At 55.9% G+C, this 23,671-nt stretch carries 24 protein-coding genes; 14 read left to right on the top strand and 10 right to left on the bottom strand.

Annotation, left to right across the window (positions count from 1 at the left end; all coding sequences use genetic code 11):
• Positions 1 to 70 precede the first annotated feature (70 nt).
• Together BMY44_RS06475 and tkt are read right to left on the bottom strand one after the other, a co-directional pair.
• Positions 71 to 661 (bottom strand): DUF4329 domain-containing protein, encoded by a 591-nt coding sequence (locus BMY44_RS06475; protein WP_089991755.1) that lies wholly within the window; start codon positions 659 to 661, stop codon positions 71 to 73.
• Positions 662 to 675: 14 nt separating this feature from the next.
• Complete coding sequence (gene tkt, locus BMY44_RS06470; RefSeq protein WP_089991752.1) at positions 676 to 2,694, bottom strand: transketolase; 2,019 nt, start codon at positions 2,692 to 2,694, stop codon at positions 676 to 678.
• Between the two features lie 264 nt (positions 2,695 to 2,958).
• Here tkt and BMY44_RS06465 point away from each other — a divergent pair, with 264 nt between their 5' ends.
• Positions 2,959 to 3,411, top strand: a complete 453-nt coding sequence (locus BMY44_RS06465) for a hypothetical protein (RefSeq protein ID WP_089991748.1) — start codon at positions 2,959 to 2,961, stop codon at positions 3,409 to 3,411.
• 3 nt (positions 3,412 to 3,414) lie between these two features.
• Positions 3,415 to 3,795, top strand: a complete 381-nt coding sequence (locus BMY44_RS06460; RefSeq protein ID WP_089991745.1) for a cell division protein ZapA — start codon at positions 3,415 to 3,417, stop codon at positions 3,793 to 3,795.
• Positions 3,796 to 3,905: 110 nt separating this feature from the next.
• Here the strand turns inward: BMY44_RS06460 and grxD are convergent, their stop codons facing one another.
• The 3 genes from grxD to purL all read right to left on the bottom strand — a co-directional run bounded on the left by grxD (position 3,906) and on the right by purL (position 6,797).
• Entirely contained in the window at positions 3,906 to 4,265 is a 360-nt protein-coding gene (gene grxD / locus BMY44_RS06455; protein WP_089991741.1) for a Grx4 family monothiol glutaredoxin, read from the bottom strand.
• A gap of 46 nt (positions 4,266 to 4,311) precedes the next feature.
• Positions 4,312 to 4,548 (bottom strand): BolA/IbaG family iron-sulfur metabolism protein, encoded by a 237-nt coding sequence (locus BMY44_RS06450; protein WP_089991739.1) that lies wholly within the window; start codon positions 4,546 to 4,548, stop codon positions 4,312 to 4,314.
• Positions 4,549 to 4,637: 89 nt separating this feature from the next.
• Positions 4,638 to 6,797, bottom strand: coding sequence for a phosphoribosylformylglycinamidine synthase subunit PurL (gene purL / locus BMY44_RS06445; protein WP_089991736.1), 2,160 nt, complete (start codon positions 6,795 to 6,797; stop codon positions 4,638 to 4,640).
• 358 nt (positions 6,798 to 7,155) lie between these two features.
• Between purL and BMY44_RS06440 the strand changes: the two genes are divergently transcribed.
• On the top strand, positions 7,156 to 7,743 hold the full coding sequence (locus BMY44_RS06440; protein WP_165611792.1) for a YceI family protein: 588 nt from the start codon (positions 7,156 to 7,158) through the stop codon (positions 7,741 to 7,743).
• 112 nt (positions 7,744 to 7,855) lie between these two features.
• On the opposite strand, the gene BMY44_RS06435 is transcribed toward BMY44_RS06440, so the two are convergent.
• On the bottom strand, positions 7,856 to 8,761 hold the full coding sequence (locus BMY44_RS06435; protein WP_089991732.1) for a LysR family transcriptional regulator: 906 nt from the start codon (positions 8,759 to 8,761) through the stop codon (positions 7,856 to 7,858).
• A 150-nt stretch (positions 8,762 to 8,911) separates the two neighbouring features.
• Here BMY44_RS06435 and BMY44_RS06430 point away from each other — a divergent pair, with 150 nt between their 5' ends.
• From BMY44_RS06430 to BMY44_RS06380, 11 genes are all read left to right on the top strand, one after another.
• Entirely contained in the window at positions 8,912 to 12,322 is a 3,411-nt protein-coding gene (locus tag BMY44_RS06430; RefSeq protein ID WP_089991730.1) for an indolepyruvate ferredoxin oxidoreductase family protein, read from the top strand.
• Between the two features lie 104 nt (positions 12,323 to 12,426).
• Positions 12,427 to 13,338, top strand: a complete 912-nt coding sequence (locus tag BMY44_RS06425) for a lysophospholipid acyltransferase family protein (RefSeq protein ID WP_089991727.1) — start codon at positions 12,427 to 12,429, stop codon at positions 13,336 to 13,338.
• Positions 13,316 to 14,128, top strand: a complete 813-nt coding sequence (locus BMY44_RS06420; protein ID WP_089991724.1) for a glutamate racemase — start codon at positions 13,316 to 13,318, stop codon at positions 14,126 to 14,128. Before BMY44_RS06425 ends, BMY44_RS06420 begins: the two co-directional genes overlap by 23 nt.
• A 25-nt stretch (positions 14,129 to 14,153) precedes the next feature.
• Positions 14,154 to 15,182 (top strand): N-acetyl-gamma-glutamyl-phosphate reductase, encoded by a 1,029-nt coding sequence (gene argC / locus BMY44_RS06415; RefSeq protein WP_089991721.1) that lies wholly within the window; start codon positions 14,154 to 14,156, stop codon positions 15,180 to 15,182.
• Positions 15,179 to 15,637: a cytochrome c maturation protein CcmE gene (gene ccmE / locus BMY44_RS06410; protein WP_089991719.1), complete on the top strand. Its 459-nt coding sequence runs from the start codon at positions 15,179 to 15,181 to the stop codon at positions 15,635 to 15,637. Before argC ends, ccmE begins: the two co-directional genes overlap by 4 nt.
• A gap of 42 nt (positions 15,638 to 15,679) precedes the next feature.
• On the top strand, positions 15,680 to 16,291 hold the full coding sequence (locus tag BMY44_RS06405) for a holin-associated N-acetylmuramidase (protein WP_089991716.1): 612 nt from the start codon (positions 15,680 to 15,682) through the stop codon (positions 16,289 to 16,291).
• On the top strand, positions 16,282 to 16,791 hold the full coding sequence (locus BMY44_RS06400; protein ID WP_089991713.1) for a holin family protein: 510 nt from the start codon (positions 16,282 to 16,284) through the stop codon (positions 16,789 to 16,791). Before BMY44_RS06405 ends, BMY44_RS06400 begins: the two co-directional genes overlap by 10 nt.
• The gene (locus BMY44_RS06395) at positions 16,781 to 16,984 is read left to right on the top strand and encodes a pseudouridine synthase (protein WP_089991710.1); all 204 of its coding nucleotides are present in this window, start codon (positions 16,781 to 16,783) and stop codon (positions 16,982 to 16,984) included. Before BMY44_RS06400 ends, BMY44_RS06395 begins: the two co-directional genes overlap by 11 nt.
• Positions 16,985 to 17,061: 77 nt before the next feature.
• Positions 17,062 to 19,035: a heme lyase CcmF/NrfE family subunit gene (locus tag BMY44_RS06390; RefSeq protein WP_089991707.1), complete on the top strand. Its 1,974-nt coding sequence runs from the start codon at positions 17,062 to 17,064 to the stop codon at positions 19,033 to 19,035.
• Positions 19,032 to 19,472, top strand: coding sequence for a cytochrome c-type biogenesis protein (locus BMY44_RS06385; protein ID WP_089991703.1), 441 nt, complete (start codon positions 19,032 to 19,034; stop codon positions 19,470 to 19,472). Before BMY44_RS06390 ends, BMY44_RS06385 begins: the two co-directional genes overlap by 4 nt.
• A 71-nt stretch (positions 19,473 to 19,543) precedes the next feature.
• Positions 19,544 to 20,320, top strand: a complete 777-nt coding sequence (locus BMY44_RS06380; protein ID WP_089991700.1) for an enoyl-CoA hydratase-related protein — start codon at positions 19,544 to 19,546, stop codon at positions 20,318 to 20,320.
• Between the two features lie 11 nt (positions 20,321 to 20,331).
• Here BMY44_RS06380 and BMY44_RS06375 read toward each other — a convergent pair whose 3' ends face one another.
• The 4 genes from BMY44_RS06375 to gltA form a co-directional block, all read right to left on the bottom strand.
• The gene (locus BMY44_RS06375; RefSeq protein WP_089991697.1) at positions 20,332 to 20,856 is read right to left on the bottom strand and encodes a DUF2087 domain-containing protein; all 525 of its coding nucleotides are present in this window, start codon (positions 20,854 to 20,856) and stop codon (positions 20,332 to 20,334) included.
• Between the two features lie 154 nt (positions 20,857 to 21,010).
• Positions 21,011 to 21,541: a GNAT family N-acetyltransferase gene (locus BMY44_RS06370; protein ID WP_089991694.1), complete on the bottom strand. Its 531-nt coding sequence runs from the start codon at positions 21,539 to 21,541 to the stop codon at positions 21,011 to 21,013.
• Positions 21,519 to 22,046 (bottom strand): hypothetical protein, encoded by a 528-nt coding sequence (locus tag BMY44_RS06365; protein WP_089991691.1) that lies wholly within the window; start codon positions 22,044 to 22,046, stop codon positions 21,519 to 21,521. Before BMY44_RS06365 ends, BMY44_RS06370 begins: the two co-directional genes overlap by 23 nt.
• 297 nt (positions 22,047 to 22,343) lie before the next feature.
• A complete protein-coding gene (gltA, locus tag BMY44_RS06360) occupies positions 22,344 to 23,636 on the bottom strand; it encodes a citrate synthase (protein ID WP_089994637.1) in 1,293 nt (430 codons plus the stop codon).
• Positions 23,637 to 23,671: the final 35 nt, after the last annotated feature.

Raw genomic sequence — 23,671 nt, 5'->3', positions numbered from 1 at the left:
TGGTTTAGCGATAACGGTTACGTTAACATTGGCTTACCGCCGGTCTACTTAGGTCGCGCGTGTCGAATTGCTAGAGTTCTTGGCGGCGCCGTAAGGTCGCAACAGTGTAGACTGGGCGCACATTGCCCTCGTCCCGAGGAACGAAATTCGGATCCGAAACAAGGCATCCGAGCCCGCAAAGTTGCGTCGCCGTTCCTGTCTTACCATCGACACGCCAAAGTCGGCCGCCCGGTGTGCTGACATAGTCGTCGAATTGCACGTCGATTGCACTGATCAAATCAAATCCTGAGGGGACTTCGTTGTCATATTGCGCGCCGTATGATCCGTGGGTGTGATAGCTCGCGACGGTTCCGATTGGAATTGGCCCGTAGTCACAACTGGCCTCTGTTCCGCGTCGTGGGGGTGTGGCAATCAGTTGCCCGCGCGACAGGACAAAATAGCCGCATAGTTCGCGGCTTTGTGCAATGGATGACGCCTGGATACCGTTCAGGAACTGCCGCGCAAACGCATCGCGTTCTTCTACAGGTGCGGCGGCCATGACGCCGGGAACGACCTGACTGGTGGGTTCAAAGGTATTTACGACCTGTGGCGCGTCGCAGGCAGCAAGTGCCGCACAGGCCAGAACAACGTGGGCAATGTTGCGGAAAGTCGACTGGCGCATATGCGGCCCTTTTACTATTTAATCAGTGACTTGGCTTTGTCCGCGACAGCTTGACCGGTAATGCCGAACTGTTCAAACAATTCGTTTGCAGGTGCTGATGCCCCGAAACCGTGCATCCCAACGAAACCGGATTTCTCGCGACGACCACGTTCGCCGAACAACCAGCGATCCCAACCAAATCGAATTCCCGCCTCGACGGCAACACGAACCGGACCGGCTGGCAAGACACGCTTGCGGTATTTCTCGTCCTGTTCTTCGAACAGTTCCCAGCATGGCATCGACACAACCCGCGTTCCAATACCTTCGGCTTGCAGAATATCTCGTGCGGCCATCGCGACAGATACCTCTGACCCCGTGGCGAGAAGAATAACCTGCCGCTTCCCCTCGGCATCCGCCAGCACATAAGCGCCTTGGGCAGAAAGGTTCTTGGTCTTGTGTTCCTTGCGAACCGCAGGCAACCCCTGACGCGACAAGGCAAGCACAGTCGGCGTTGTCTTTGACGTCAGCGCGCATTCCCATGACTCCGCAACTTCGACGGTATCGGCAGGCCGGAACACATGCGTGTTTGGTGTCGCGCGTAGCATCGCCAGGTGTTCCACCGGCTGATGGGTCGGGCCGTCTTCTCCCAGACCAATCGAGTCATGCGTCATTACATATGTCGTCGGAATTCGCATCAGCGCCGAAAGCCGCATCGCGCCGCGGGCATAATCGGTAAAGCACATGAATGTACCGCCGTAGGGACGCGCACCGCCATGCAAAACCATGCCGTTCATGGCCGCGGCCATCCCGTGTTCTCGCACGCCGTAATAGATATAGCGACCGGCGCGATTATCGGGATTGAAGACGCCCAGATCGGACGTCTTGGTGTTGTTCGAACCGGTCAAGTCAGCCGAACCACCAATGGTTTCGGGCATGATCGGGTTGATGACTTCCAGAACTTTCTCGGACGACGCGCGGGTGGCCAGTTTTGCGCCAGACTCGCTGGCTTGCTTCTTGAATGCACGTATTGTGGCAGATAGTTTCTTTGGCGGTTCCAGATCATAGGCACGTTGGAACTCGGCCTGCTTGGTGCCGGACAGCTTGTTGAAGCGGTCGTGCCACGCAGCGTGTGCGTCCTGTCCGCGTTTGGCCATGGCTTCCCATTGGGACTTGATCTTGTCGGGGACTTCGAACGGGCCATAGGGCCATCCGTAGTTTTCCTTTGCGGCCTGAAGCTGTTCCGCATCGGTCAATGCGCCGTGGCCTTTTGAAGTATCCTGTGCTGCATGCCCGAGCGCGATATGGGTCTTGCAGGCGATCATTGACGGACGCTGATCCTTTTTCGCAGCGGTAATCGCCTTGTCGATCGCGATGGGGTCATGACCGTCGATTTCTTGCACGTGCCAGCCGGCCGCTTCGAAACGCTGCGGTTGATTTGTCTTGTCCGCGATGTCCACCGTACCGTCGATCGTGATATTGTTATTGTCCCAGAAAACAATCAGGTGGCTGAGCTCTTGCATGCCTGCAAGGCCGATGGCCTCGTGGCTGATGCCTTCCATCAAGCAACCGTCGCCGGCCATGACGTAGGTGTAATGATTGACGACGCTTTTGCCAAAGCGGGCGCGCTGGATTTCCTCGGCAATCGCAAAACCGACGGAATTTGAAATACCCTGTCCAAGAGGCCCGGTCGTCACTTCGACGCCACGACCGTGTCCATACTCCGGATGGCCAGCAGTATAGGCACCCCACTGGCGGAAATTCTTCAACTGCGAGAGGGGGAAATCTTCATAGCCAGTAAGATAGAGCAGCGAATAGAGCAGCATCGATCCGTGACCTGCAGACAGGATAAAGCGATCGCGGTCCGGCCAGTGTGGAGCCTTGGGATCGAAATTCAGATGTTTTTCGTAAAGAACGGTTGCAACATCCGCCATGCCCATCGGCATCCCGGAGTGCCCGGAATTCGCAGCGGCGACCGCATCAAGTGTCAGCGTGCGGATGGCGGCGGCTTTCATCCAGTGATCGGGGTGGGCTTCGCGCAGTGCTGCAATATCCAAGGTAGCGTCCTTTGGTGTTATGTTTTCACTAATCGCGTCATAGCAGGCATGGGGGCAGGTTCAAGGTTGCTGAAGGTATAGCATCAAGCGAGCCACCTAAGTGGTTGATTGCGCTAGAAAGGCGGGGTTTGCGGGTCCGGCCTTGATCGCTTACCCTTGATTTCAAGAGGCACGATTCGGCGGGACAGAGGCTTGGACAAAAGGGCCGGTTACGTTGACATGAAACTTGCAGGACTTCCTGTAAGTGTATGAAAGGACGAGCAGATGAGTGACGTCACAGCATTACAGTCGCGTATCGCCGGCGCATTGGACCGAATCCGCGTCGGGGTCGAAGGGATGTCGACCAGTGTAGATGAGTCGTTGCAGGCTCGCCTGGCCGAAGAGCAAACAGCAAATGCCCAGCTTGAAGAGCGTGTAAAGGCGCTCAAAGAGCGTCAGGACGGCAAAATTACTGAACTTGAAGGGCGGGTTACTGCGCAGGCGGAACAAATGGCCAAGTTGGATGCAGAATTGCAGCGACTTCGGACATCAAACGCGGATCTTCGTGATGTAAACGCCCAGCTACGCGCGGCAGCCACAGATGGCGTCGCACAACCGGAGTTGATCAATCGCGCCCTGATGGCGGAGGTCGAAGCATTATCAGCGCAGCGCGCAGCAGACGCCGCGGAGGTGGACGCTATCCTGTCTGACCTGAAACCACTCGTGCGGGAGGCCTAAGACATGCCACAGGTAGAAATTGCAATTGGTGGACGCACATTCGAAGTTGCATGTCAGGAAGGCGAAGAACATTTCCTGCATACCGCAGCTGCGATGCTGAACACCGAAGCTGACCATCTGTCGAGCCAGATCGGAAGAATGCCTGAAGCGCGAATGCTTTTGATGGCGGGTCTGATGCTGGCAGACAAGACCGCGGGTCTTGAAGACAAGGTGAAAGAGGCCGAGACGCGGATGGCGCAGCTGCAAGCGAAGATAGACACACTTGAAAGTCGTGGCGCAACGAAGATCGAAGTGCCGACGATTCCAGCGTCCGTCACCGAAGCGTTGGCAGAACTGGCGGCACAGGCCGAAGCAGTGGCCGCTCAGGTCGAAGCCAAAGCCTAGCGATTAGATGTGATCAGACCGTCCGGGAGCTTCGGAAGTTGGGGCGGAACCATGCTTGTCGCACACATACTGGCGCACCATGTGTCTTGTGGAACTGCGGGCGGCCAGACTTAAGCGTTTGCTTCACGGATCTTGTCGGCAGCTTCCTTGTTGAACGTGACCCCGTTATTGGCAAATAGCGTATCCAGCTCTCCGGATAGCGTCATTTCGGTGATGATATCGCATCCGCCGACGAATTCGCCTTTGACGTAAAGCTGTGGAATGGTTGGCCAGTCAGAGTAATCTTTGATGCCTTGCCGGATCGCGTCATCTGCCAGAACATTCACGTCGGTAAATTCAACCCCCATGAAGTTCAATACACCCGCAACGCGGCTCGAAAACCCGCACTGGGGCATGGATTTCGTCCCTTTCATGAAAAGAACGACGTCATTCGCTTTCACTGTTTCTTTGATCTGGTCTTCGGCGGACATGGTTTTTCCTTTTTGGTCAATGATTTCCGAATGGAGATCATCAGGTCTATTCGGGGGCTTTCGTGGTCAGCGCAAGCGCATGAAGTGCGCCATTGTTCCCATCCATCGCACCTTTCAACGCCGCGTAAACTGCTCGCTGCTGTTGAACGCGGTTTTTTCCGCGAAAACTTTCGTCGATAACTTCGGCCGCAAAATGAGCGCCGTCATCTCCTTCGACCGTGATCTTTCCATTGGGAAAGCCGGCCCGCAGCAGGGTTTCGATTTCATAAGCTGTAATCGGCATGCGCTTCCTCGATCAATGCGTCAGCCATAACTTATGGAGCGGCGGGATCAGCCGCAAGTGCTGAGACCTGTGGCAAGTGTGAAAAGGGCTTACGCAACTGCGGCTTCAAAGGATGTCCGATAAAGTGTCGCCAAGTCCGCAAGGAGTGCGTCGTGGCTGCCATAAGTGACGCGTTCTCCACCGACTGACCCGACAACCGATAAAGGAACTCCGCGTTCATTTGCGCGCAACATCAGTGTTTCAGCCTCATCGAAGCCGCACGCAATCAAATAGCGCGCCTGATCTTCGCCAAACAGGAAAGGGGTATCGTCACTGTCGAGCGTGATGCCAATCCCTGCGGACTCTGCGAGTTCAAAAGCTGCAAGCGCGAGCCCGCCATCAGATAAATCCGTACAGGCTGCAATCAATTCGTGGTTTTCGCGGATGAATTCACCGTTGCGCTGTTCGGTGGCCAGATCGACAGGCGGCGCATCGCCTTCCGCCCGGTCATAGACTTCGGCCAGCAATGCGGATTGCCCAAGGTGACCCGTCGTTTCCCCAACAACAAGCAGCAAATGGCCTTCCTGAATGTCACCGGTGATCATCATTTCCGCATTGTCGATCAGCCCGACGGCCCCGATTGTCGGTGTCGGCAGAATGCCCTGGCCGTCTGTTTCATTATAAAGCGACACGTTGCCAGAGACGATTGGCATGTCCAGTCCCTTCACTGCTTCCCCGATGCCTTGAATCGCGCCAACGAATTGCCCCATGATTTCCGGCTTTTCAGGGTTACCAAAGTTCATGTTGTCAGTCGTTGCGAGCGGTTTCGCACCCACACTTGTCAAATTACGATAGGCTTCCGCAACCGCCTGTTTGCCGCCTTCGACAGGATTCGCTTTGACATAGCGCGGCGTCACGTCTGAAGTAAAAGCCAGCAGTTTTTCGGTTCCGTGCACACGGATCACGCCAGCACCCTTGCCGCAAGTCACGCGTGTGTCGCCCATGACCTGCTGGTCATATTGTTGATAAACCCACTGCTTGCCTGCGTAGTTCGGGCTTTTGATCAGGGCTTTCAGGCCGTCGATCGGATTGACGCCGACGATGTCTTGAAGAGGTTTTGGTTCTGGTGTTGCCACCCATGGGCGATCGTATTCTGGAGCGGTCGACGACAGTTTCGACAGCGGTAGGTCGGCCTTTACCGCGCCGTTGTGCATAATAAGAAACCTGTCCTCTGCGATCGTTTCACCCACGATCGCGAAATCAAGATCCCATTTCTCGAACACAGCGCGTGCTTCGGCCTCAAGTTCTGGCTTGAGAACCATCAGCATACGTTCCTGGCTTTCCGAAAGCATCATTTCGTAAGCTGTCATATTGTCTTCGCGCTGTGGAACATTCTCGAGATCAAGACGGACACCAAGGCCGCCCTTGTCGCCCATTTCCACGGCAGAGCAAGTCAGACCAGCGGCTCCCATATCCTGGATGGAGATCACGGCACCTGTCGCCATCAATTCAAGCGTCGCTTCCATCAGGCGCTTTTCGGTGAACGGGTCACCAACTTGCACAGTGGGGCGCTTGTCTTCAATCGTGTCATCGAACTCTGCCGACGCCATTGTCGCCCCGCCAACGCCATCACGGCCGGTTTTCGCGCCAAGATATACGACGGGCATGCCGACGCCGGAGGCTGCCGAGTAGAAAATCTTGTCCGTGTCTGCCAGACCTGCCGCAAAGGCGTTCACAAGGCAGTTTCCATTGTAGGCTGGATCAAACCGGACCTCGCCTCCAACCGTTGGAACGCCAAAGCAGTTGCCATAGCCACCGACGCCAGCAACGACGCCATTGACCAGTTGTTTAGTCTTTGGGTGGGATGGTTCGCCGAACGATAAAGAATTCATCGCAGCAATCGGTCGCGCACCCATGGTGAAGACGTCACGCAGAATACCGCCAACACCCGTTGCAGCCCCCTGATAAGGTTCGATGTAGCTGGGGTGGTTATGGCTTTCCATCTTGAAGACGACGCATTGCCCGTCGCCGATATCGACGATCCCTGCGTTCTCGCCGGGGCCGCAGATGACCTGCGGGCCTTCGGTCGGCAGTGTGCGCAGCCATTTCTTGGACGACTTGTAGGAACAGTGTTCGTTCCACATCGCCGAGAAGATTCCCATTTCGGTAAACGTCGGGTCGCGGCCAAGTATTTTGAGAACTTCTTGCCATTCGTCGGGTGTGAACCCGTGTGCAGCGACGATTTCCGGCGTGATGGTTGGTTCGGTCATGGCGTTCCCCAAGGCAGTTGCAACGGCTTTTAGGGCAGGGCGCAGAGAAGGGGAAGACCATAAGGCCTCCGGACCCGGTTGACAGAAAAAAGCCGGGCACGAGGCCCGGCGAAGTCCAACAGGGAGGTGAAGATGATGAGCTTTGAGGCGTCATCGCCTTCGAGACATCAGATAGGGCCCGTTTTTTGCCCATTCAAGGAAAAATCGTAGATCTTACTGCAAAGCCGCTATGCATTCTGTGCATAGTTATACCCCACCCATTTCTTAATAAAGTCATAATGAGTTGGAAAAGAAGTGCATCCACGGAATGACCTGTCTCGGGGCAGGACGACGCAACAAAGGCACCGGAGTAAGAGTAATGATTAAGACAGTTTTGACACGCACAGCGACGACGATTGCATTTTTGGCAGCTGCTGCAACAGCTCAGGCAGACGGCTGGACGCTAGACGCAGAGAATTCGAAGATATCCTTTGGATCCATCAAGAACCATGACGTGGGCGAGTCCCACTCGTTTGGTGATCTGTCCGGTTCTGTCAGCGCTGACGGTATGGCGATGATCGAGATCGCTCTCGCTTCTGTGCAGACGAACGTCGATGTCCGCAACGAACGTTTGATCGAGCACGTTTTCACAGACGGCCCCAAGGCTTCATTGACGGCATCGATCGATATGGCAGCGATGGCCGCGATTCCCGTTGGCGGCATGACCCGGATGTTGGTCGAAGGCGATCTGACATTGATCGGTGAACCGGTTCCCGTTGACGTCACGATGTTTGCGGTTCGTTTGGCCGAAGACAAGGTGATGGTCGTGAGCGATGATCTGATCTTCGTTTCGGCGGCAGAGGCCGGTATCAATCAAGGCGTTGATAAGCTGCAAGAGCTTGCAGGTCTTGATCACATTGCCCGTGCAGTACCTGCGTCGCTTCGCTTGGTATTTGAAGCCAACTAAAACTTTCCAATTGGGATGGGCCGCGGCCCATCCGACGCAAGTCGACCAAATATTGGACGGGGCCGTTCCAGGCCCTTTGTCCGGTGTTCAATGAGCAGATGCAATTCCGGCGTCAGCCTGCAGCGGCGTCGCGAATTCTTTTGCGATGTTCGAATATCTCGTCCTGAACAAAATCCCGGAATGCGCTGATCCGTTTGGATTGGCGTAACTCCTCAGGGTAAGCAAGGAAAACTGGCACTTCTCCAGATTCCAGATCGGGAAGGACACGCACCAAGTCAGGGAAGTCTTCGGTCACGTAATCCGGCAAGACACCGACGCCCAAATTGTTCAGAACGCCCTGCAGGACGCCAAAATAGTTGTTCACCGTGAAAATGTTCGGGACTTCATAGCTCATCAGGTGCTGCACGAGTGTCGCCCCGGCGGCGACCTGTGTTGAATTCAGGCTTTGAAATATCAAACGGTGCTTCTGGATGTCCGAGATACTTTCGATTTCTCCGTGTTCGGCAACATAGGCGCGCGATGCGTACAGACGCATGCGGACGGACATCAGTCGTTTGCGGATCAGGTCTGCCTGTGACGGCTCTTTCATACGAATGGCCACGTCGGCTTCGCGCATGGGCAGGTCAAGAACGCGTTCTTCCAGCATGAGGTCGATGTTTAGATCAGGATACTGCTCGTAGAGTTTCGGAAGGCGCGGAGCGAGCCAAAGTGTACCGAAGCCGGTGGTCGTCGTGACGCGCAATTCGCCGAAGACTTCTTCCTCACTGTCGCGAATTCGGGCAGATGCCGCATCAAGGCGCTTGTTCATTGCCTTTGTCGCATCAAACAGCAATTCGCCCTGTTCGGTTAGAATCAGTCCGCGGGCGTGACGATGAAAAAGGGTGGTGTTGAGCGACTCTTCTAATGCGCGGATCTGCCGGGAAACGGCAGACTGTGACAGATGGAGAGTGTCGCCGGCATGGGTCAGAGACCCTGCATCAGCGACGGCGTGAAATATTCTTAGCTTGTCCCAGTCCATCACGCCACTTTCCACAAATGTTACCGCTCGCAATTGCAGATACTTACGCTAAAATTTTGTGACATGGCAATCGCGTGAGGCGTGATAATTTCGCTTTGTAGGTCAGATATTATGACCTAAACTGATGTCGCCAGCCCGTGGGAGGACGTGATGAGCCAGCCAGAAATCACCCTGCATGATCGCTACGATCTTGCAAAGCGACATGTGCTTTTGAACGGAACGCAGGCGCTCGTCCGGCTGATGCTGATGCAACGTGCACGCGACAAGGCGGCAGGGCTGAACACCGCTGGCTATGTAACGGGCTATCGGGGCTCGCCACTCGGCGCTGTGGACATGCAAATGACCCGTGCTGCAGAAGACCTGACGAAAAACCAGATTACGTTCCAGCCAGGCCTGAACGAGGACCTGGCCGCAACCGCCCTTTGGGGTAGCCAGCAGGCTGAACTGCGCGGTGAGGGCAAGTACGACGGCGTCTTTGGGCTGTGGTATGGCAAGGGCCCCGGTGTGGACCGGTCCGGTGATGTGATGCGCCATGCGAATATGGCGGGCACCTCGCCTTATGGCGGTGTCATCATGGCAATGGGGGATGATCACACCGGCGAAAGTTCGACGACACTGCATCAGTCCGACTGGGCGATGCTGGATGCTTATATGCCCATTGTTTCCCCTGCGGGCGTGCAGGAAATTCTAGACTTTGGGCAATATGCCTGGGCGCTCAGCCGGTTTGCGGGTGTCTGGGTAGGCCTGAAGACGATGAAGGATACAATTGAGGTCACGTCAGTTGTGGATGGCGATCCACACAGGCTCCAATTCAAGACCCCGGACTTTCAAATGCCGGAAGGCGGATTGAACATCCGACTTGTCGACACCCCGCAGCTGCAAGAGGCGCGGATGATTGATCACAAACGCTTTGCCGCCGAGGCGTTCTCGCGCGCAAACAAGATGGATCAGCGACGCCTTGGGAAGCGGGGCGCAAAAATCGGTTTCGTGGCTGCAGGAAAGAACTGGCTAGATTTGCAGCATGCGCTTTCCTTGCTCAACATTGACGAAAACGAAGCGGACCGGCTGGAACTGACCGCATATAAGGTCGGGCAGGTCTGGCCCTTGGATATGGCGTCATTTTACGAGTGGTCCGAAGGACTGGACCTGATTATTGTCGTCGAGGAAAAGCGCAAACTGATCGAAGTGCAGGTCAAGGAAGCACTTTTTGATGATCGCCACACGCGCGTGTATGGCTGGCACAAGGGCGATGAACACTCAGAGGGTCGGCGCGAGGAAGTATTTCAGACAAAGGCTGATCTTGGGCCGATGCTGATTGCGCGCAAGCTTGGCGAAATCCTGATCGAGGAAGGCTGCGGTTCGGATAAGGTGATGGCCGGGTGGGAAGCCGTACTGGCCGCGCAAAAGGCTGACAATGCGCCGGAAATCGCAGCGCGGCTGCCATATTTCTGTTCCGGTTGCCCGCACAATTCTTCGACCAAAGTGCCTGAAGGGTCGCGGGCCTATGCAGGCATTGGATGCCATTACATGGTGCAGTGGATGGACCGGGACACCATTGGTTTCACCCAAATGGGGGGCGAAGGTGCCAACTGGGTCGGTGAAGCGCCCTTCAGCACGCGCGACCACGTCTTTCAGAACCTCGGCGACGGAACTTACAACCATTCAGGCGTGCAGGCGATCCGCTTTGCGCTGATGGCGGGGACGAATATCACTTACAAAATCCTTTTTAACGACGCTGTCGCCATGACTGGCGGACAAGGAAATGACGGTGGTCTGACAGCTTACCAGATCTGCCGCGAACTTGTCGCGATGGGCGTCAAGGATGTTCGTGTCGTTTATGATGAAAAGGAAGACGTGGATATCGCATTGTTTCCTAAAGGGATCAGCATCGACGAACGCGATGAACTGCCCCGTATTCAGGACGAGCTCACGAAAGCGAAAGGCGTTTCGGCCATCGTCTACATCCAGACCTGTGCCGCAGAGAAACGCCGCCGCCGCAAGCGTGGCCTTTTTCCCGACCCGGACAAACGCGTTTTCATCAATACGGATGTTTGCGAAGGCTGCGGCGACTGCGGGGTACAATCCAACTGCGTTTCCATCGTGCCGGTCGAAACAGAACTAGGACGCAAAAGAGCGATCGATCAATCGTCCTGCAACAAGGATTTTTCCTGTGTCAAAGGCTTTTGCCCGTCATTTGTAACGATCAAAGGTGCGGAAATCAGGAAGGAAGCGACAGCATCAATCGATCTCCCTGATTTGCCTGCGCCTGTTTTGCCGAAAATCAAAGGCACGCATAACGTGGTTATCACTGGTGTCGGTGGCACGGGCGTTGTCACAATCGGCGCTGTTATGGCCATGGCGGCACATATCGACGGCATGGGTGCCGGTATGATGGAAATGGCAGGGCTCGCACAAAAGGGGGGGGCTGTGCACATCCATTGCCGCTTGGCCTACAAGCCGGAAGACATCTCGGCAATTCGTGTGGCGACGGGTGAGTGCGATGCCCTGATAGGCGGTGATCTTGTCGTGTCCGCCGGGGCCAAGACGCTCGGGTTGATGAAGACAGGGCGGACTCGGGGCGTGGTCAATAGCCATGAAATCATCACCGGTGATTTCACGCGCAATACCGAATTCCGGTTGCCCGCGGATCAGCTAAAACTTTCGCTGGAAGCGCGGCTGCAAGACCGGTTGGCGATGTTCGATGCGTCAGCGCTAGCGAAGGCTTTGATGGGGGACAGCATCTATTCGAATATGATGGTCTTCGGTGCGGCGTGGCAAAGTGGGGCAATTCCACTTACCCATCAGGCCATCGACAAGGCGATCACCCTGAATGGCACCGCCGTCAAACGGAACAAGCAGGCTTTCGATTTTGGACGCTGGGCTGTGCTGCACCCGCAAGAAGCAGAGCGTCTGATTGCGCCGAATGTTGTGGCCTTGCCCAAGACTCTTGACGACATCATCGCGTTTCGCGCCGACCATTTGGTAAAGTATCAAGGTAAACGGCTTGCGATACGCTATCAGCGGATGCTTGATCGCTTTCAGGATGCCCGCCTGAAAGAAGCGGTCGCCAAAGGGTATCACAAACTGCTTGCCTACAAAGATGAATACGAGGTCGCGCGTCTGCTGCAGGAAACCAAAGCAAAAGCGCGCGCAGAATTCGATGGTGATCTGGAACTGACTTATCATTTGGCACCCCCTGTGGTGTCACGTACCGGGGCTGATGGCCGTCCCATGAAGAAAGCATATGGACGTCGAATGGCGCGGCTGTTTCCGCTACTGGCGCGGTTCAAGGCACTGCGTGGAACCTGGTTTGACCCGTTTGGCCGCATGGAAGAACGCCGCATGGAGCGAGCGCTGATAAAGGAATACGAACTCGACATAGCGAGACTGGTAGACATCCGCGCCGATCAAATGGACGCGGCCGTTGCGCTGGCCTTGCTGCCGTTGGACATCCGCGGGTTCGGCCCTGTCAAGGAAGCGAACGCACGCAAGGCCGCAAAGCGACGCGAGGAATTGCTGGCGGTTTTGCGCAGCGATCCGGTGATGGATGCAGCCGAATAGATCCGAGGACAGGCTTTGCCGAGTTTGCCGCATCAGCCATTTCGCTGTTGCCATGAAAGTGAAAACCGACGAATGGGCGTGATCTGCAGAGCGGTGCAGCCCGCATGACGCGACATTCTCGCCATATCGCAAGAGATATCACCTATGCCTCTGTAGCAAAGGGGCGATCTGGACGCGCGGTCATCAAGGCGATCGAAAACGCGACCGGACGGATCGGGTTGATCCGAAAAGCGATGGGCTATCAGGACGAGTTGGCCAACGGAGCTGACTTCTGGGATGTTATGGCCTTGCGTTATGGGCTCTCGCTTGATGTGATCGTAGGAAGCCTTTCGCATATCCCTCCCACAGGACCGGTCGTCGTCGTGGCCAACCATCCTTACGGGATCCTCGATGGGCTGATGCTTGGACATATCCTGTCAGCGCGGCGTGCTGGCACGTTCAAAATAATGGCGAACCACGTTTTCCAACAGGCGCCTGACCTGCAAAATGCCATTCTTCCGGTGTCGTTCGCGGAAACCAAGGACGCGGTGCGGCGCAATCTCGAAACCCGATCTGACGCGTTGGCTTTTCTGGGACAAGGCGGCGCAATTGGTGTGTTTCCAGGAGGCACCGTATCGACCGCACCTGGCTGGCGACGCCCCGCTCTTGATCCGCAATGGCGGACGTTTACGGCTAAGATGATTGCAAGATCGGATGCTGTCGTCGTGCCGATCTTCTTTGAAGGCCGCAACAGCCAGCTATTTCAACTGGCAAGCCGACTGAACAGCACGTTGCGGGTCGGACTTTTGATCCGCGAATTCAAAACGCGGGTAAACACGCCGGTGCAGGTCGCCATTGGAAAACCCATCGGGCGTGACGCTCTGGATCAATTCCGCCAAGACCCCACAGCAGCAATGGATTTCCTGCGCAAAGCGACGTATGACCTTTCACCAAGTCCGATTGACAGCAATCAATTGGGGTACGAATTTGAGCACAGGTATAAGGGTCGGGTGTATGGCGGTCGGGATATTCGATAGCGGATTGGGTGGGCTGACGGTGCTGGACGCCGTCCAGAAGTCTCTGCCGGACTTGCCGCTCGTCTATCTGGGCGACAGCGCACATGCGCCCTACGGCGTCCGTGATGCCGACGACATCTATGCGCTCACGACCGCGTCGGTGCAGCGACTCTTCGATGAGGGTTGCGATCTTGTGATCCTCGCTTGCAATACGGCCTCTGCCGCGGCGCTGCGCCGCATGCAAGAAAACTGGGTGCCGACCGATAAACGGGTGTTAGGTGTTTTTGTCCCGATGATCGAGGCTCTGACAGAACGCGAATGGGGTGACAATTCACCACCGCGCGAAGTCGACGTGAAACACGTGGCGCTCTTTGCAACTCCTGCAACCGTGTCGTCGCGTGCGTTTCAACGCGAACTGGCGTTCCGCGCGATCGGCGTCGACGTAGAGGCGCAATCGTGCGGCGGTGTTGTTGATGCGATCGAGGAAGGGGATATGATCCTTGCCGAAGCACTTGTCCGGTCGCACGTCGATGCACTGAAACGCAAAATGCCAAATCCTGACGCGGCTGTTCTTGGATGTACCCACTATCCACTGGTCAAAGACATCTTTCAGGACGCGCTTGGGGCAGACGTAAAGGTTTTTTCGCAACCCGAACTCGTCGGAGCAAGCCTGTCGCATTACCTTGAAAGACGTCCGGAGTTGGCAGGTGGCGGTGAGGGAGTGACCTATCTTACAACGGGCGATCCCAAGCGCGTATCGTCCCGTGCGACCCAGTTTTTGCGACGTGAAATTACCTTTCAATCAGCATAATCGCAATTTCCAATAGGCTTCTATCATGACTTATAACGTCGCTATTCTGGGCGCATCCGGCTACACGGGCGCAGAACTCGTCCGGCTGATTTCAACCCATCCTGACCTGAAAATCGTCGGTCTGTCCGGTAATTCCAAAGCCGGCATGACCATGGCAGAGGTGTTTCCGCACCTGCGCCATCTTGATCTGCCGCGTCTAACAACCATCGAGGATATGTCTTTTGACGGTGTCGACATGGTTTTTTGCGGCCTTCCACATGCAACCTCACAAGAGGTGATCGCGAAACTGCCCGATCACGTCAGAATCGTTGATATGTCCGCTGATTTCCGGCTCCGTGACACCGCTGACTACGAAAAATGGTATGGCAAAGCGCATGCCGCGCCTGACCTGCAGAAAACCGCGGTTTACGGATTGACTGAATTCTATCGTGAACAAATCAAGACCGCACGGCTTGTGGCTGGAACCGGATGCAACGCTGCGACTGGCCAATATGCGCTGCGGCCGCTCATTTCGTCCAGTGTGATTGATCTTGATCATATCATTATCGACCTAAAGGCGGCAGTCTCGGGCGCAGGGCGGTCATTAAAGGAAAACCTCTTGCACGCAGAGCTGTCAGAAGGCGCCCACGCCTATGCCGTCGGTGGGACGCATCGACATCTAGGGGAGTTCGATCAGGAATTCTCTGCCATCGCGGGGCGGCCGGTACAGGTTCAGTTCACGCCGCATCTGCTGCCGGCGAACCGGGGAATCCTTGCGACGGTTTATGTGCATGGCGATGCGGACGAGGTCCACAGTACGTTGTCGCAAGCGTATGCGAATGAAACGTTCATCATCACGCTGCCTAAAGGCGAACACCCGTCGATCAAGCACATCAGAGCGAGCAACTTTTGCCATATCGGCGTAGTTGCCGACCGTATCCCGGGGCGCACGATCATCATCGCTGCACTTGATAATCTGACAAAAGGTTCATCGGGGCAGGCCTTGCAGAACGCGAATCTGATGTTAGGTCTGAATGAAACCTCTGGATTGATGGTCGCACCGGTATTCCCATGAAGTCACTGAAGAAACAACGCCGAATACAGGTTATTGCCGTCACATTCGTGGCGCTGGCGATTTCAACAGCGTTGATCGGATACGCGATGCGCGATGGGATCAATTTCTTCTATTCCCCTTCGCAAGTGGCCGAAAATCCGCCGTCCGAGACCGAACTGTTCCGGATCGGCGGATTGGTCGAAGTTGGCTCAATCGTGCGCGGTGAAGGTACCGAGGTGGCATTTAGCGTCACCGATGGCGGAGCGACCATTCCCGTTCGCTATACCGGTATCCTGCCCGATTTGTTTGAAGAAGGACAAGGCATGGTAGGCCAGGGTCGCTACATTAACGGAACGTTTGAAGCAGTTGAAATTCTTGCGAAACATGACGAAACGTACATGCCGAAAGAAGTGATCGACGCCTTGAAGGAACAAGGCACCTACGTCGCACCGGACGGTGCACCAATTACGAATTAACCTAATCGGCGCAGGATTTCCCCGTTCAATCAGGGGAATGCCATGCAGTCTGTTCACGACATCGCAAGTGAAATCGTGCGCCGCGAAGGCGGCTATGTGAATGATCCTGACGATCCGGGCGGGGCCACGAACCACGGCGTGACGATTCACACAATGCGCCGGCTCGGACTCGATTTGAACGGCGATGGTCGTGTAACAAGCGATGACGTGCGGCGACTATCGCAGGCCCACGCAGTCGATATCTTTATCCAGCATTACTTCAACGCCCCACGCATTGCGGCCTTGCCCAAGATTTTGCATGCCTCGGTCTTCGACATGTACGTCAATGCCGGATCGCATGCAGTCAAGATTTTACAAAGACTTTTCAACCAGATGCGGATCAGTGTGGATGTCGATGGCGTTATCGGTCCACAGACGATTGATGCCGCGATGACGGCCTATGAGGCCGCACCGGATCACCTCGCCGATGCGTACGGCATCGCGCGACGCAACTACTATTACGCCCTTGCCGACAGGCGGGCCGCGTCGCGCAAATATGCGCGGCGGCGTGATGGGGGAAAGGGCGGTTGGATCACGCGGGCGGAAGAGTTTATTTCACCCAAATATCATCTCACGTCCCAGCAACACGCCGAAAGGACAGCATCATGGGGTTGATCCAGCAGGTCATGTCATTTGTGTTCGGTGACGGTCGAAATGTCGTTGCAGAGACCGTCGAGGTCTTTCGGGAGAACGCTGACAAAGGGGCAGAACGCGCGGCAAACGTCCAGAGCGAGACGTTGCGCCAATTTGCAGCCGAGTTCGCACATCCGCGTAAAGGTATTTTCGACAGGTTGGTGGATGGTTTCAATCGGCTGCCACGCCCGATGCTTGCGCTCGGCACAATTGGCCTGTTCGTGAGTGCGATGTTTGATCCAGAGTGGTTTGCGTCACGGATGGTAGGCATTGCACTGGTGCCAGAGCCACTTTGGTGGTTGATGGGGGCCATTGTAAGTTTCTATTTCGGTGCGCGCCATCAGGCGAAAGGGCAGGAATTTCAACGCTCTGTCGTTCAGACTGTCGCAATGCGCCAAGGTTTGAAGGCAAAAGCCCCAGACGCCCCTCAGACTCCGGATAACCCGGCACTCGCGGATTGGCAGGCAAACCATGACGACTGACTGGGTTGAAAAAATCGAACGGCGTCTTGCTGTCATTGAAACCCGCAATGCTGTCGACGCTGTCCATCGCGACAATGTCACAGACCGGCTGGTCGCCATCGAGGACACGTTGAAATGGCTTGTGCGCCTGATCATTGGCGGGTTGCTTCTTGGCGGGCTGACGTTTGCCTTGCAAGGTGGCCTGATGCTTTGAACGCTGCGCCAAATTGCCCATGCTGAATTTTGCGTGAAGGCATACCGCTGGCCAATCAAATACGATAACTTGCCGGCATGTTGATAGAACTCGCCCATTTCGCATTGATTCTGGCATTTGGTATGTCGATCGCTCAAACGATCGTACCGATGGTTGGGGCACAGAAGGGTTGGCTCGGTTGGATGCGGTTTGCTGAACCTGCGGCCGTCTCTCAGGCACTTCTTGTGGCTTTCTCGTTCGCGGTTCTAACTTGGGCGTTCATTGTCTCGGATTTCTCCGTGCAACTGGTCTATCTGAATTCACACACCGACAAGCCACTGATCTACAAGATCAGCGGCGTCTGGGGAAACCATGAAGGCTCATTGCTGCTATGGGTACTGATCCTTGCGCTCTTCGGGGCCTCTGCTGCCTGGTTCGGTGAAGGTCTGCCCAATACACTGCGGGCGCGGGTGCTTGCAGTGCAGGGATCTGTGTCGGTGGCCTTCTTCGCCTTTATCCTCTTTACGTCGAACCCGTTTATCCGGCTCGAAAACGCACCCTTGAACGGAACCGACCTGAATCCGCTGTTGCAGGACCCAGGCTTGGCATTCCATCCGCCGTTTCTTTACCTTGGATACGTCGGGCTGAGCATGACATTCAGCTTTGCGGTCGCTGCCTTGATCGAGGGGCGGGTAGACGCCGCGTGGGCGCGTTGGGTTCGGCCATGGACGCTTGCCGCGTGGATGTTCCTGACAGTCGGGATCGCGCTTGGTTCATGGTGGGCCTATTACGAACTCGGCTGGGGCGGGTTCTGGTTCTGGGATCCGGTTGAAAATGCATCGTTCATGCCGTGGCTTATTGCTGCCGCGCTGCTGCATTCAGCCATCGTTGTGGAAAAGCGTGAAACGCTCAAAAGCTGGACGATCCTGCTTGCCATCCTTGCATTCGGGTTCTCATTGCTTGGAACATTCATCGTCCGTTCCGGCGTGCTGACGTCTGTTCACGCATTTGCAAACGATCCAGAGAGGGGCGTTTATATCCTTGCGATCCTCGGAATTTTCCTTGGTGGTTCGCTGGTGCTATTCGCGCTTCGGGCCGATAAGATGCAAGCCAAAGGCGTCTTTGGCGCAGTCAGCCGCGAAAGCGCACTTCTCCTGAACAACATCCTACTCGCTGTCAGTTGCTTCGTTGTTTTCGTTGGCACAATCTGGCCACTTATAGCGGAGTTGGTTCTGGGACGCACATTGTCGGTGGGGCCGCCGTTTTTCGATGCGGCATTTACACCGTTCATGATCGCACTCGGGCTGATCCTGCCACTGGGTTCGATCCTCGCATGGAAGCGCGGTGTGTTAGGGCGCGCCAAGGTGCCCTTGGGGGTGCTGGCGTTCTTCGCACTTGCGTGCGCTGGTCTCGCGTTTGCAATCCAAACGGGGCGTTCGTCACTTGGCCCGCTCGGTCTTGCACTCGGGATATGGATCGTTGGCGGTGCCTTGGTCGATTTGGCGCTCCGCACTGGGCGCGGCAGCGGTGTCGATCGGCTGGGCCGCCTGACACGCCTGCCGCGGGCGGACTGGGGCAAGATGACGGCACACACTGGGCTCGGGATTACATTCATCGGAGTTGCCGGCATCCTCGCCTGGCAGATCGAGGATATCCGTGTCGCCCAGCTCGATACGCCATACGAAGTGGGGCGCTACACATTCACACTGACCGACGTGCAACAGCTGCGCGGGCCGAACTATGTCACCACAATGGCTGATATTGCTGTGCAACGCGGTAACGGCACGCCTTACACTCTGAACCCTGAAAACCGGTTCTATCCAGTCGCCAATATGCCAACGACAGAGGCTGCCATCAAAAACGGTTTCCTGCAGGACGTCTATGTCGTGATTGGAGAACCACAGGCGAATGGTGGCTACACGGTCAGGGTCTACATCAAACCGCTGGCGAACTGGATCTGGGGCGGCTCGATTCTGATGGCACTTGGTGGGCTTCTTTCCCTGACGGACCGACGGCTGCGGGTGGCCGCTGGCGCGTCGCGGCCACAGTCCAACGCGGTCCCTGCCGAATGAAGCGCATTGTTTTCATCCTTGCACTGATCGCCAGCCCGCTTTGGGCCGTACAACCCGACGAGATGCTGGATGATCCCGTGCTAGAGGATCGCGCCCGCGAGATTTCGCAAGGAATTCGTTGCCCGGTCTGCCAGAACGAAAGCATCGATGAATCAAGTGCGACGCTTGCTGGTGAGTTGCGCATCGTGCTGCGTGAACGACTGGTGGCAGGCGATAGCGATCAGGAAGTGGTGGACTATCTCGTGGCACGTTACGGCGAATTTGTCCTTCTGAACCCGACGAAAACCGGGGCCAACCTGATCCTCTGGTTATCTGCACCAGTGATGCTTTTGCTGGCGCTTGCCATCGGTTTCGTCACGCTACGACGCAAGACGGCACCGCCCGAGGCTCTGAGCGCAGAAGAAAAAGCGGCGCTGGACGAAATAATGCGTCCGTGACGCGCCGTCCCCCTTTCCTGAACTGGTCAGTTCACTAGATTGAAGCAGAACTGACGCGAAGGGACAGCGCCGTGGAATATCAAACACTCCGTCTTGAAATCGACGCCGGGACCGCCGTCATGACGCTGGACCGGCCCGACGTCATGAACGCGCTGAACACGCAAATGCGCGCCGAAATCACACATGCCGTGAAGGCCGCCGAACAAAAAGCGCGGGTTCTTGTCATGACGGGGACGGGACGGGCATTTTGTTCCGGTCAGGATCTTGGTGATGGCGGTTCGGCAGCTAACCTGGATCTGGAGCGCACGCTGCGTGATGAATACGTGCCGATGCTCAAGGCAATCTTTGATTGCGCCATCCCGACGATCAGCGCTGTCAACGGACCGGCTGCGGGGGCAGGGGCTAACTTGGCACTGGCGGCGGATGTCGTACTGGCAAGTGAAGACGCTTATTTTGTGCAGGCCTTTACGCGTATCGGCCTAATCCCGGATGCCGGCGGGACCTATTTCCTTCCACGTCAGGTCGGCATGGCGCGAGCAATGGGCGCTGCGCTATTCGCCGACAAGATCACCGCCAAACAGGCCGCAGATTGGGGTATGGTCTATGAAGCAATCCCAGCCACCACATTCGAGTCGCGCTGGAAAGAACGCGCGGCGCAGTTGGCGAACGGTCCGACGAAAACCTATGGCTATTTAAAGAGCGCCATTCGCGGATCCTATGATAACAATCTTGACGATCAACTGGCGCTAGAAGCCAAGCTGCAAGGAAAATGCGGGCTGACCCGTGATTTCCGCGAAGGTGTTGTTGCGTTTCTTGAAAAGCGCCCCGCAGAATTCGAAGGGCGCTGATCTGATCAGTCCTACACGCGCAGCAGACATCTTTCTGACAGGTTGCGCAGGAATTGCCGTTCTTCGGGGCGCGGTCTTTGTTCAATGCGACGATAGACACTTCCGTCAATCGACCGTTTGACCAACTTCTGGTCGATCAAGGATCGGCGCAACAGGACATGATCACCAAACCGCTCGCCGGCGCGGAGGATGTCATTGACCTGATTTTCAGTCAGGTCAATGCGACCCGGGATACGGGACCAGAACCACATTAAACACAGGCGCTGCACTGACGTCTTCTGCGGCCAACGCACCATGATTGCATCGTTTGAAAACACGCGTAGGGCGTCTGTGATGCGCTTTTGGGCGTCCTTATCAAGCGGCTGTTCTTCAGGCGTCTCCGCCTTCAAATGCTGGTGGTTGCGATAACCAGCAGCTTTGGCGATCCGTGCAAGCATTTCAGCCTGCCCAAGTGGCTCTCTAGGCCAGTCTTGCCGCAAGTTGCGGGCGAACGCGGATGCATCCTCGATAACGAGGGGAATTTGGGACCGGGGCATTGTTCCTCCAATTGTGACGCAAAGTCCGGGTCGAGAGCCGCCCTTGTCGACCGCAGCGTCATTGGCTGAACGGTCCGAAGGTCAAAAACAGGTTTAGCATAGCCCAAATTATGGGCCGGCGGCGTCTGGGCCTCCTGTCAGCCCTGCGCTAAGCCTATGGTCGCTTCAGGGCAAAGTAAACGCTGTCTGCCCATTCTCCGTCGATACAGAAGGTGTTTTTGGCACGATGTGTCTCATGAAATCCCAATTTGGCCAACAGCGCACACGAGGCCGCATTTCGCGGATCAACGTCGGCTGTGAGTTGGGGTAAGCCGGTGCGTTCAAAGATGACGGGGATGAGCGCTCTCATCGCTTCGGTTCCATAACCCTTGCCCCAGTGGTCGGGACGCAAGATAAAGCCGGTCTCGTCGCCTGCGACAAATCCGCCGCAGCCGATGATGGAATCCGTTCTTTCAAAAACCAGATAGAGCGGTTGTCCGTACGTCGCGATCGAATCCGCGCTCCGCGCCACCCATCTTGCGACCATCTTGTGTGTGTTAGTTTTGTTTGCATGGGGTGCGGTCGACCAATAGCGCATTGCCTGCTTATTGCCGAAAATGGCGAACAGGGCGTCAACGTCAGCAAGCGTCGGGGGGCGAAGCGTCAGTCGCGCTGTTTCTATTCTATGGTTTGGCGATACGGTCATCGATATATGACTCGGTGACGGAGTCGATCACGGCGCTCAGGTTTTCAGATGTCAGCTCTGGACCGACAAGCTCACTTGCCTGAATGAAACTTGCGCCCCAGTAGGGCATCGCGATGATGACCCTTTTGCTGCCACGCGATACGTAAACTTCGGTGACCTCCCATTTCTCGGCCAAATCCTGCAACGCCGCATGGGCATCATCGCAGCGAAACCGGCGGTTCGCATCATACATCAGCGGCTGCACACGGTCCCGCAATGCTGCATCAAAACGATGAAACACAGGAAGACGGCAATCATTATCACGGAGTGCGCGTAGAAAGCCAAAGCGGACCGGGTCCGTTGCGCCAATCTGGACTGTTCGCACAGGCCCCATCAACGTTTCCATGCGCAATTCGTCGCCGGGACGCATCGCCTCGAAAACGGCCTCTGGTCCGGTTTCACCCGACGCAATGGTGCCATTGATCGTCATAATGACCTCGCCAACCGAAAATCCGGCTTCCGCCATAGGGCTATTTGGTTGAAGTCGTTTGATGCCAATTCCTTGCGCGTGTGGCGCGTGCGTAAAGCCGAGCCAAGCAGTTTTCGATTGAAGCCCATCCAGCACGTTTTTTCGATCAAATCAGGACGGCACACGAAGGTCATGGATATTCAGAGTGATCGGGGAGGGATCTCCTGCCTTGGCAGCGACAGGTGACAGGTAAGGCGCCAAGGCGGAAAAAACGTGTTTCATGATGGCGGCAAGGTATCAGTGATCGCCACGAGGCCAAATGAAATCGGGCCGCTTATAGCGGCCCATTCAAGTCTATCGCTTTTCGATGTCGACGTAATTGCGGGATGTTTCGCCCATGTAAAGCTGACGCGGGCGGCCAATCTTAAGTTGCGGATCGGACAGCTGTTCCTTCCACTGCGAGATCCAGCCAACCGTGCGTGAAAGCGCAAAAATCGGCGTGAACATAGACGTCGGGAAACCCATCGCTTCAAGGATGATCCCCGAGTAGAAATCCACGTTCGGAAAAAGCTTCTTTTCGGCAAAGTACGGATCGGCAAGTGCTGCTTTTTCCAGTTCTTTCGCAACCTGCAGTGTCGGGTTGTTCTCGACACCGAGAAGTTCCAACACCTCGTCTGCGCTTTCCTTCATCACAGTCGCACGCGGGTCAAAGTTCTTGTAGACACGGTGGCCAAAGCCCATCAGGCGGAACGGATCCTCTTTGTCCTTTGCGCGCGCGATGTATTCCGGGATTCGGTCCACGGTGCCAATTTCGCGCAGCATTTCAAGACAGGCTTGGTTCGCACCACCGTGCGCCGGACCCCAAAGGCAAGCGATACCGGCCGCGATACAAGCGAATGGGTTTGCACCGGACGAGGATGCCAACCGTACTGTCGAAGTCGACGCATTTTGTTCGTGATCAGCATGCAGCGTAAAGATGCGATCCATCGCACGCGCAAGGATCGGATCTACATGATAATCTTCTGCCGGAACGCTGAAGCACATGTTCAGGAAATTCGATGCATAGTCGAGGCTGTTCTTGGGATAAACAAACGGCTGACCGACGTGATACTTGAACGCCATCGCTGCAATTGTCGGCATTTTCGCAATCAGCCGGATGGACGCGACTTCGCGCTGCCACGGGTCCGAAATGTCCGTAGAGTCGTGATAGAACGCGGACATCGCCCCCACAACACCAACCATGATCGCCATGGGATGGGCGTCGCGACGGAATCCGCGGAAGAAATTCATCATCTGCTCGTGCAGCATAGTGTGATTTGTCACACGTGATTCAAAGTCTTCGAGCTGTGCGGCCGTAGGTAGTTCGCCATAGAGCAGAAGATAGCAGACTTCGAGATAGTGAGATTCGCTTGCAAGTTGATCGATCGGATAACCGCGGTGCAACAACTCGCCCTTGCCACCGTCAATGAAGGTGATGGTAGAGTCAGTGGATGCGGTCGACGTGAAGCCGGGATCATAGGTAAAGACACCCGCTTCCGCATAAAGTTTGCGGATATCGATCACATCTGGTCCAGCCGTCGGGGAGAGGACGGGCAATTCATAGGATTTGTCGCCGATGCTCAGCGTTGCGGTTTTGTTATCTGCCATGTTCATTCCCCATGTCAGCAGGTCCGGCATACCCC

Source organism: Cognatiyoonia koreensis (assembly GCF_900109295.1).
Classification (GTDB): Bacteria; Pseudomonadota; Alphaproteobacteria; order Rhodobacterales; family Rhodobacteraceae; genus Cognatiyoonia; species Cognatiyoonia koreensis.
The sequence above is the reverse complement of the archived record's forward strand: the minus strand, read 5'-3'. Positions and strand labels throughout refer to the sequence as shown.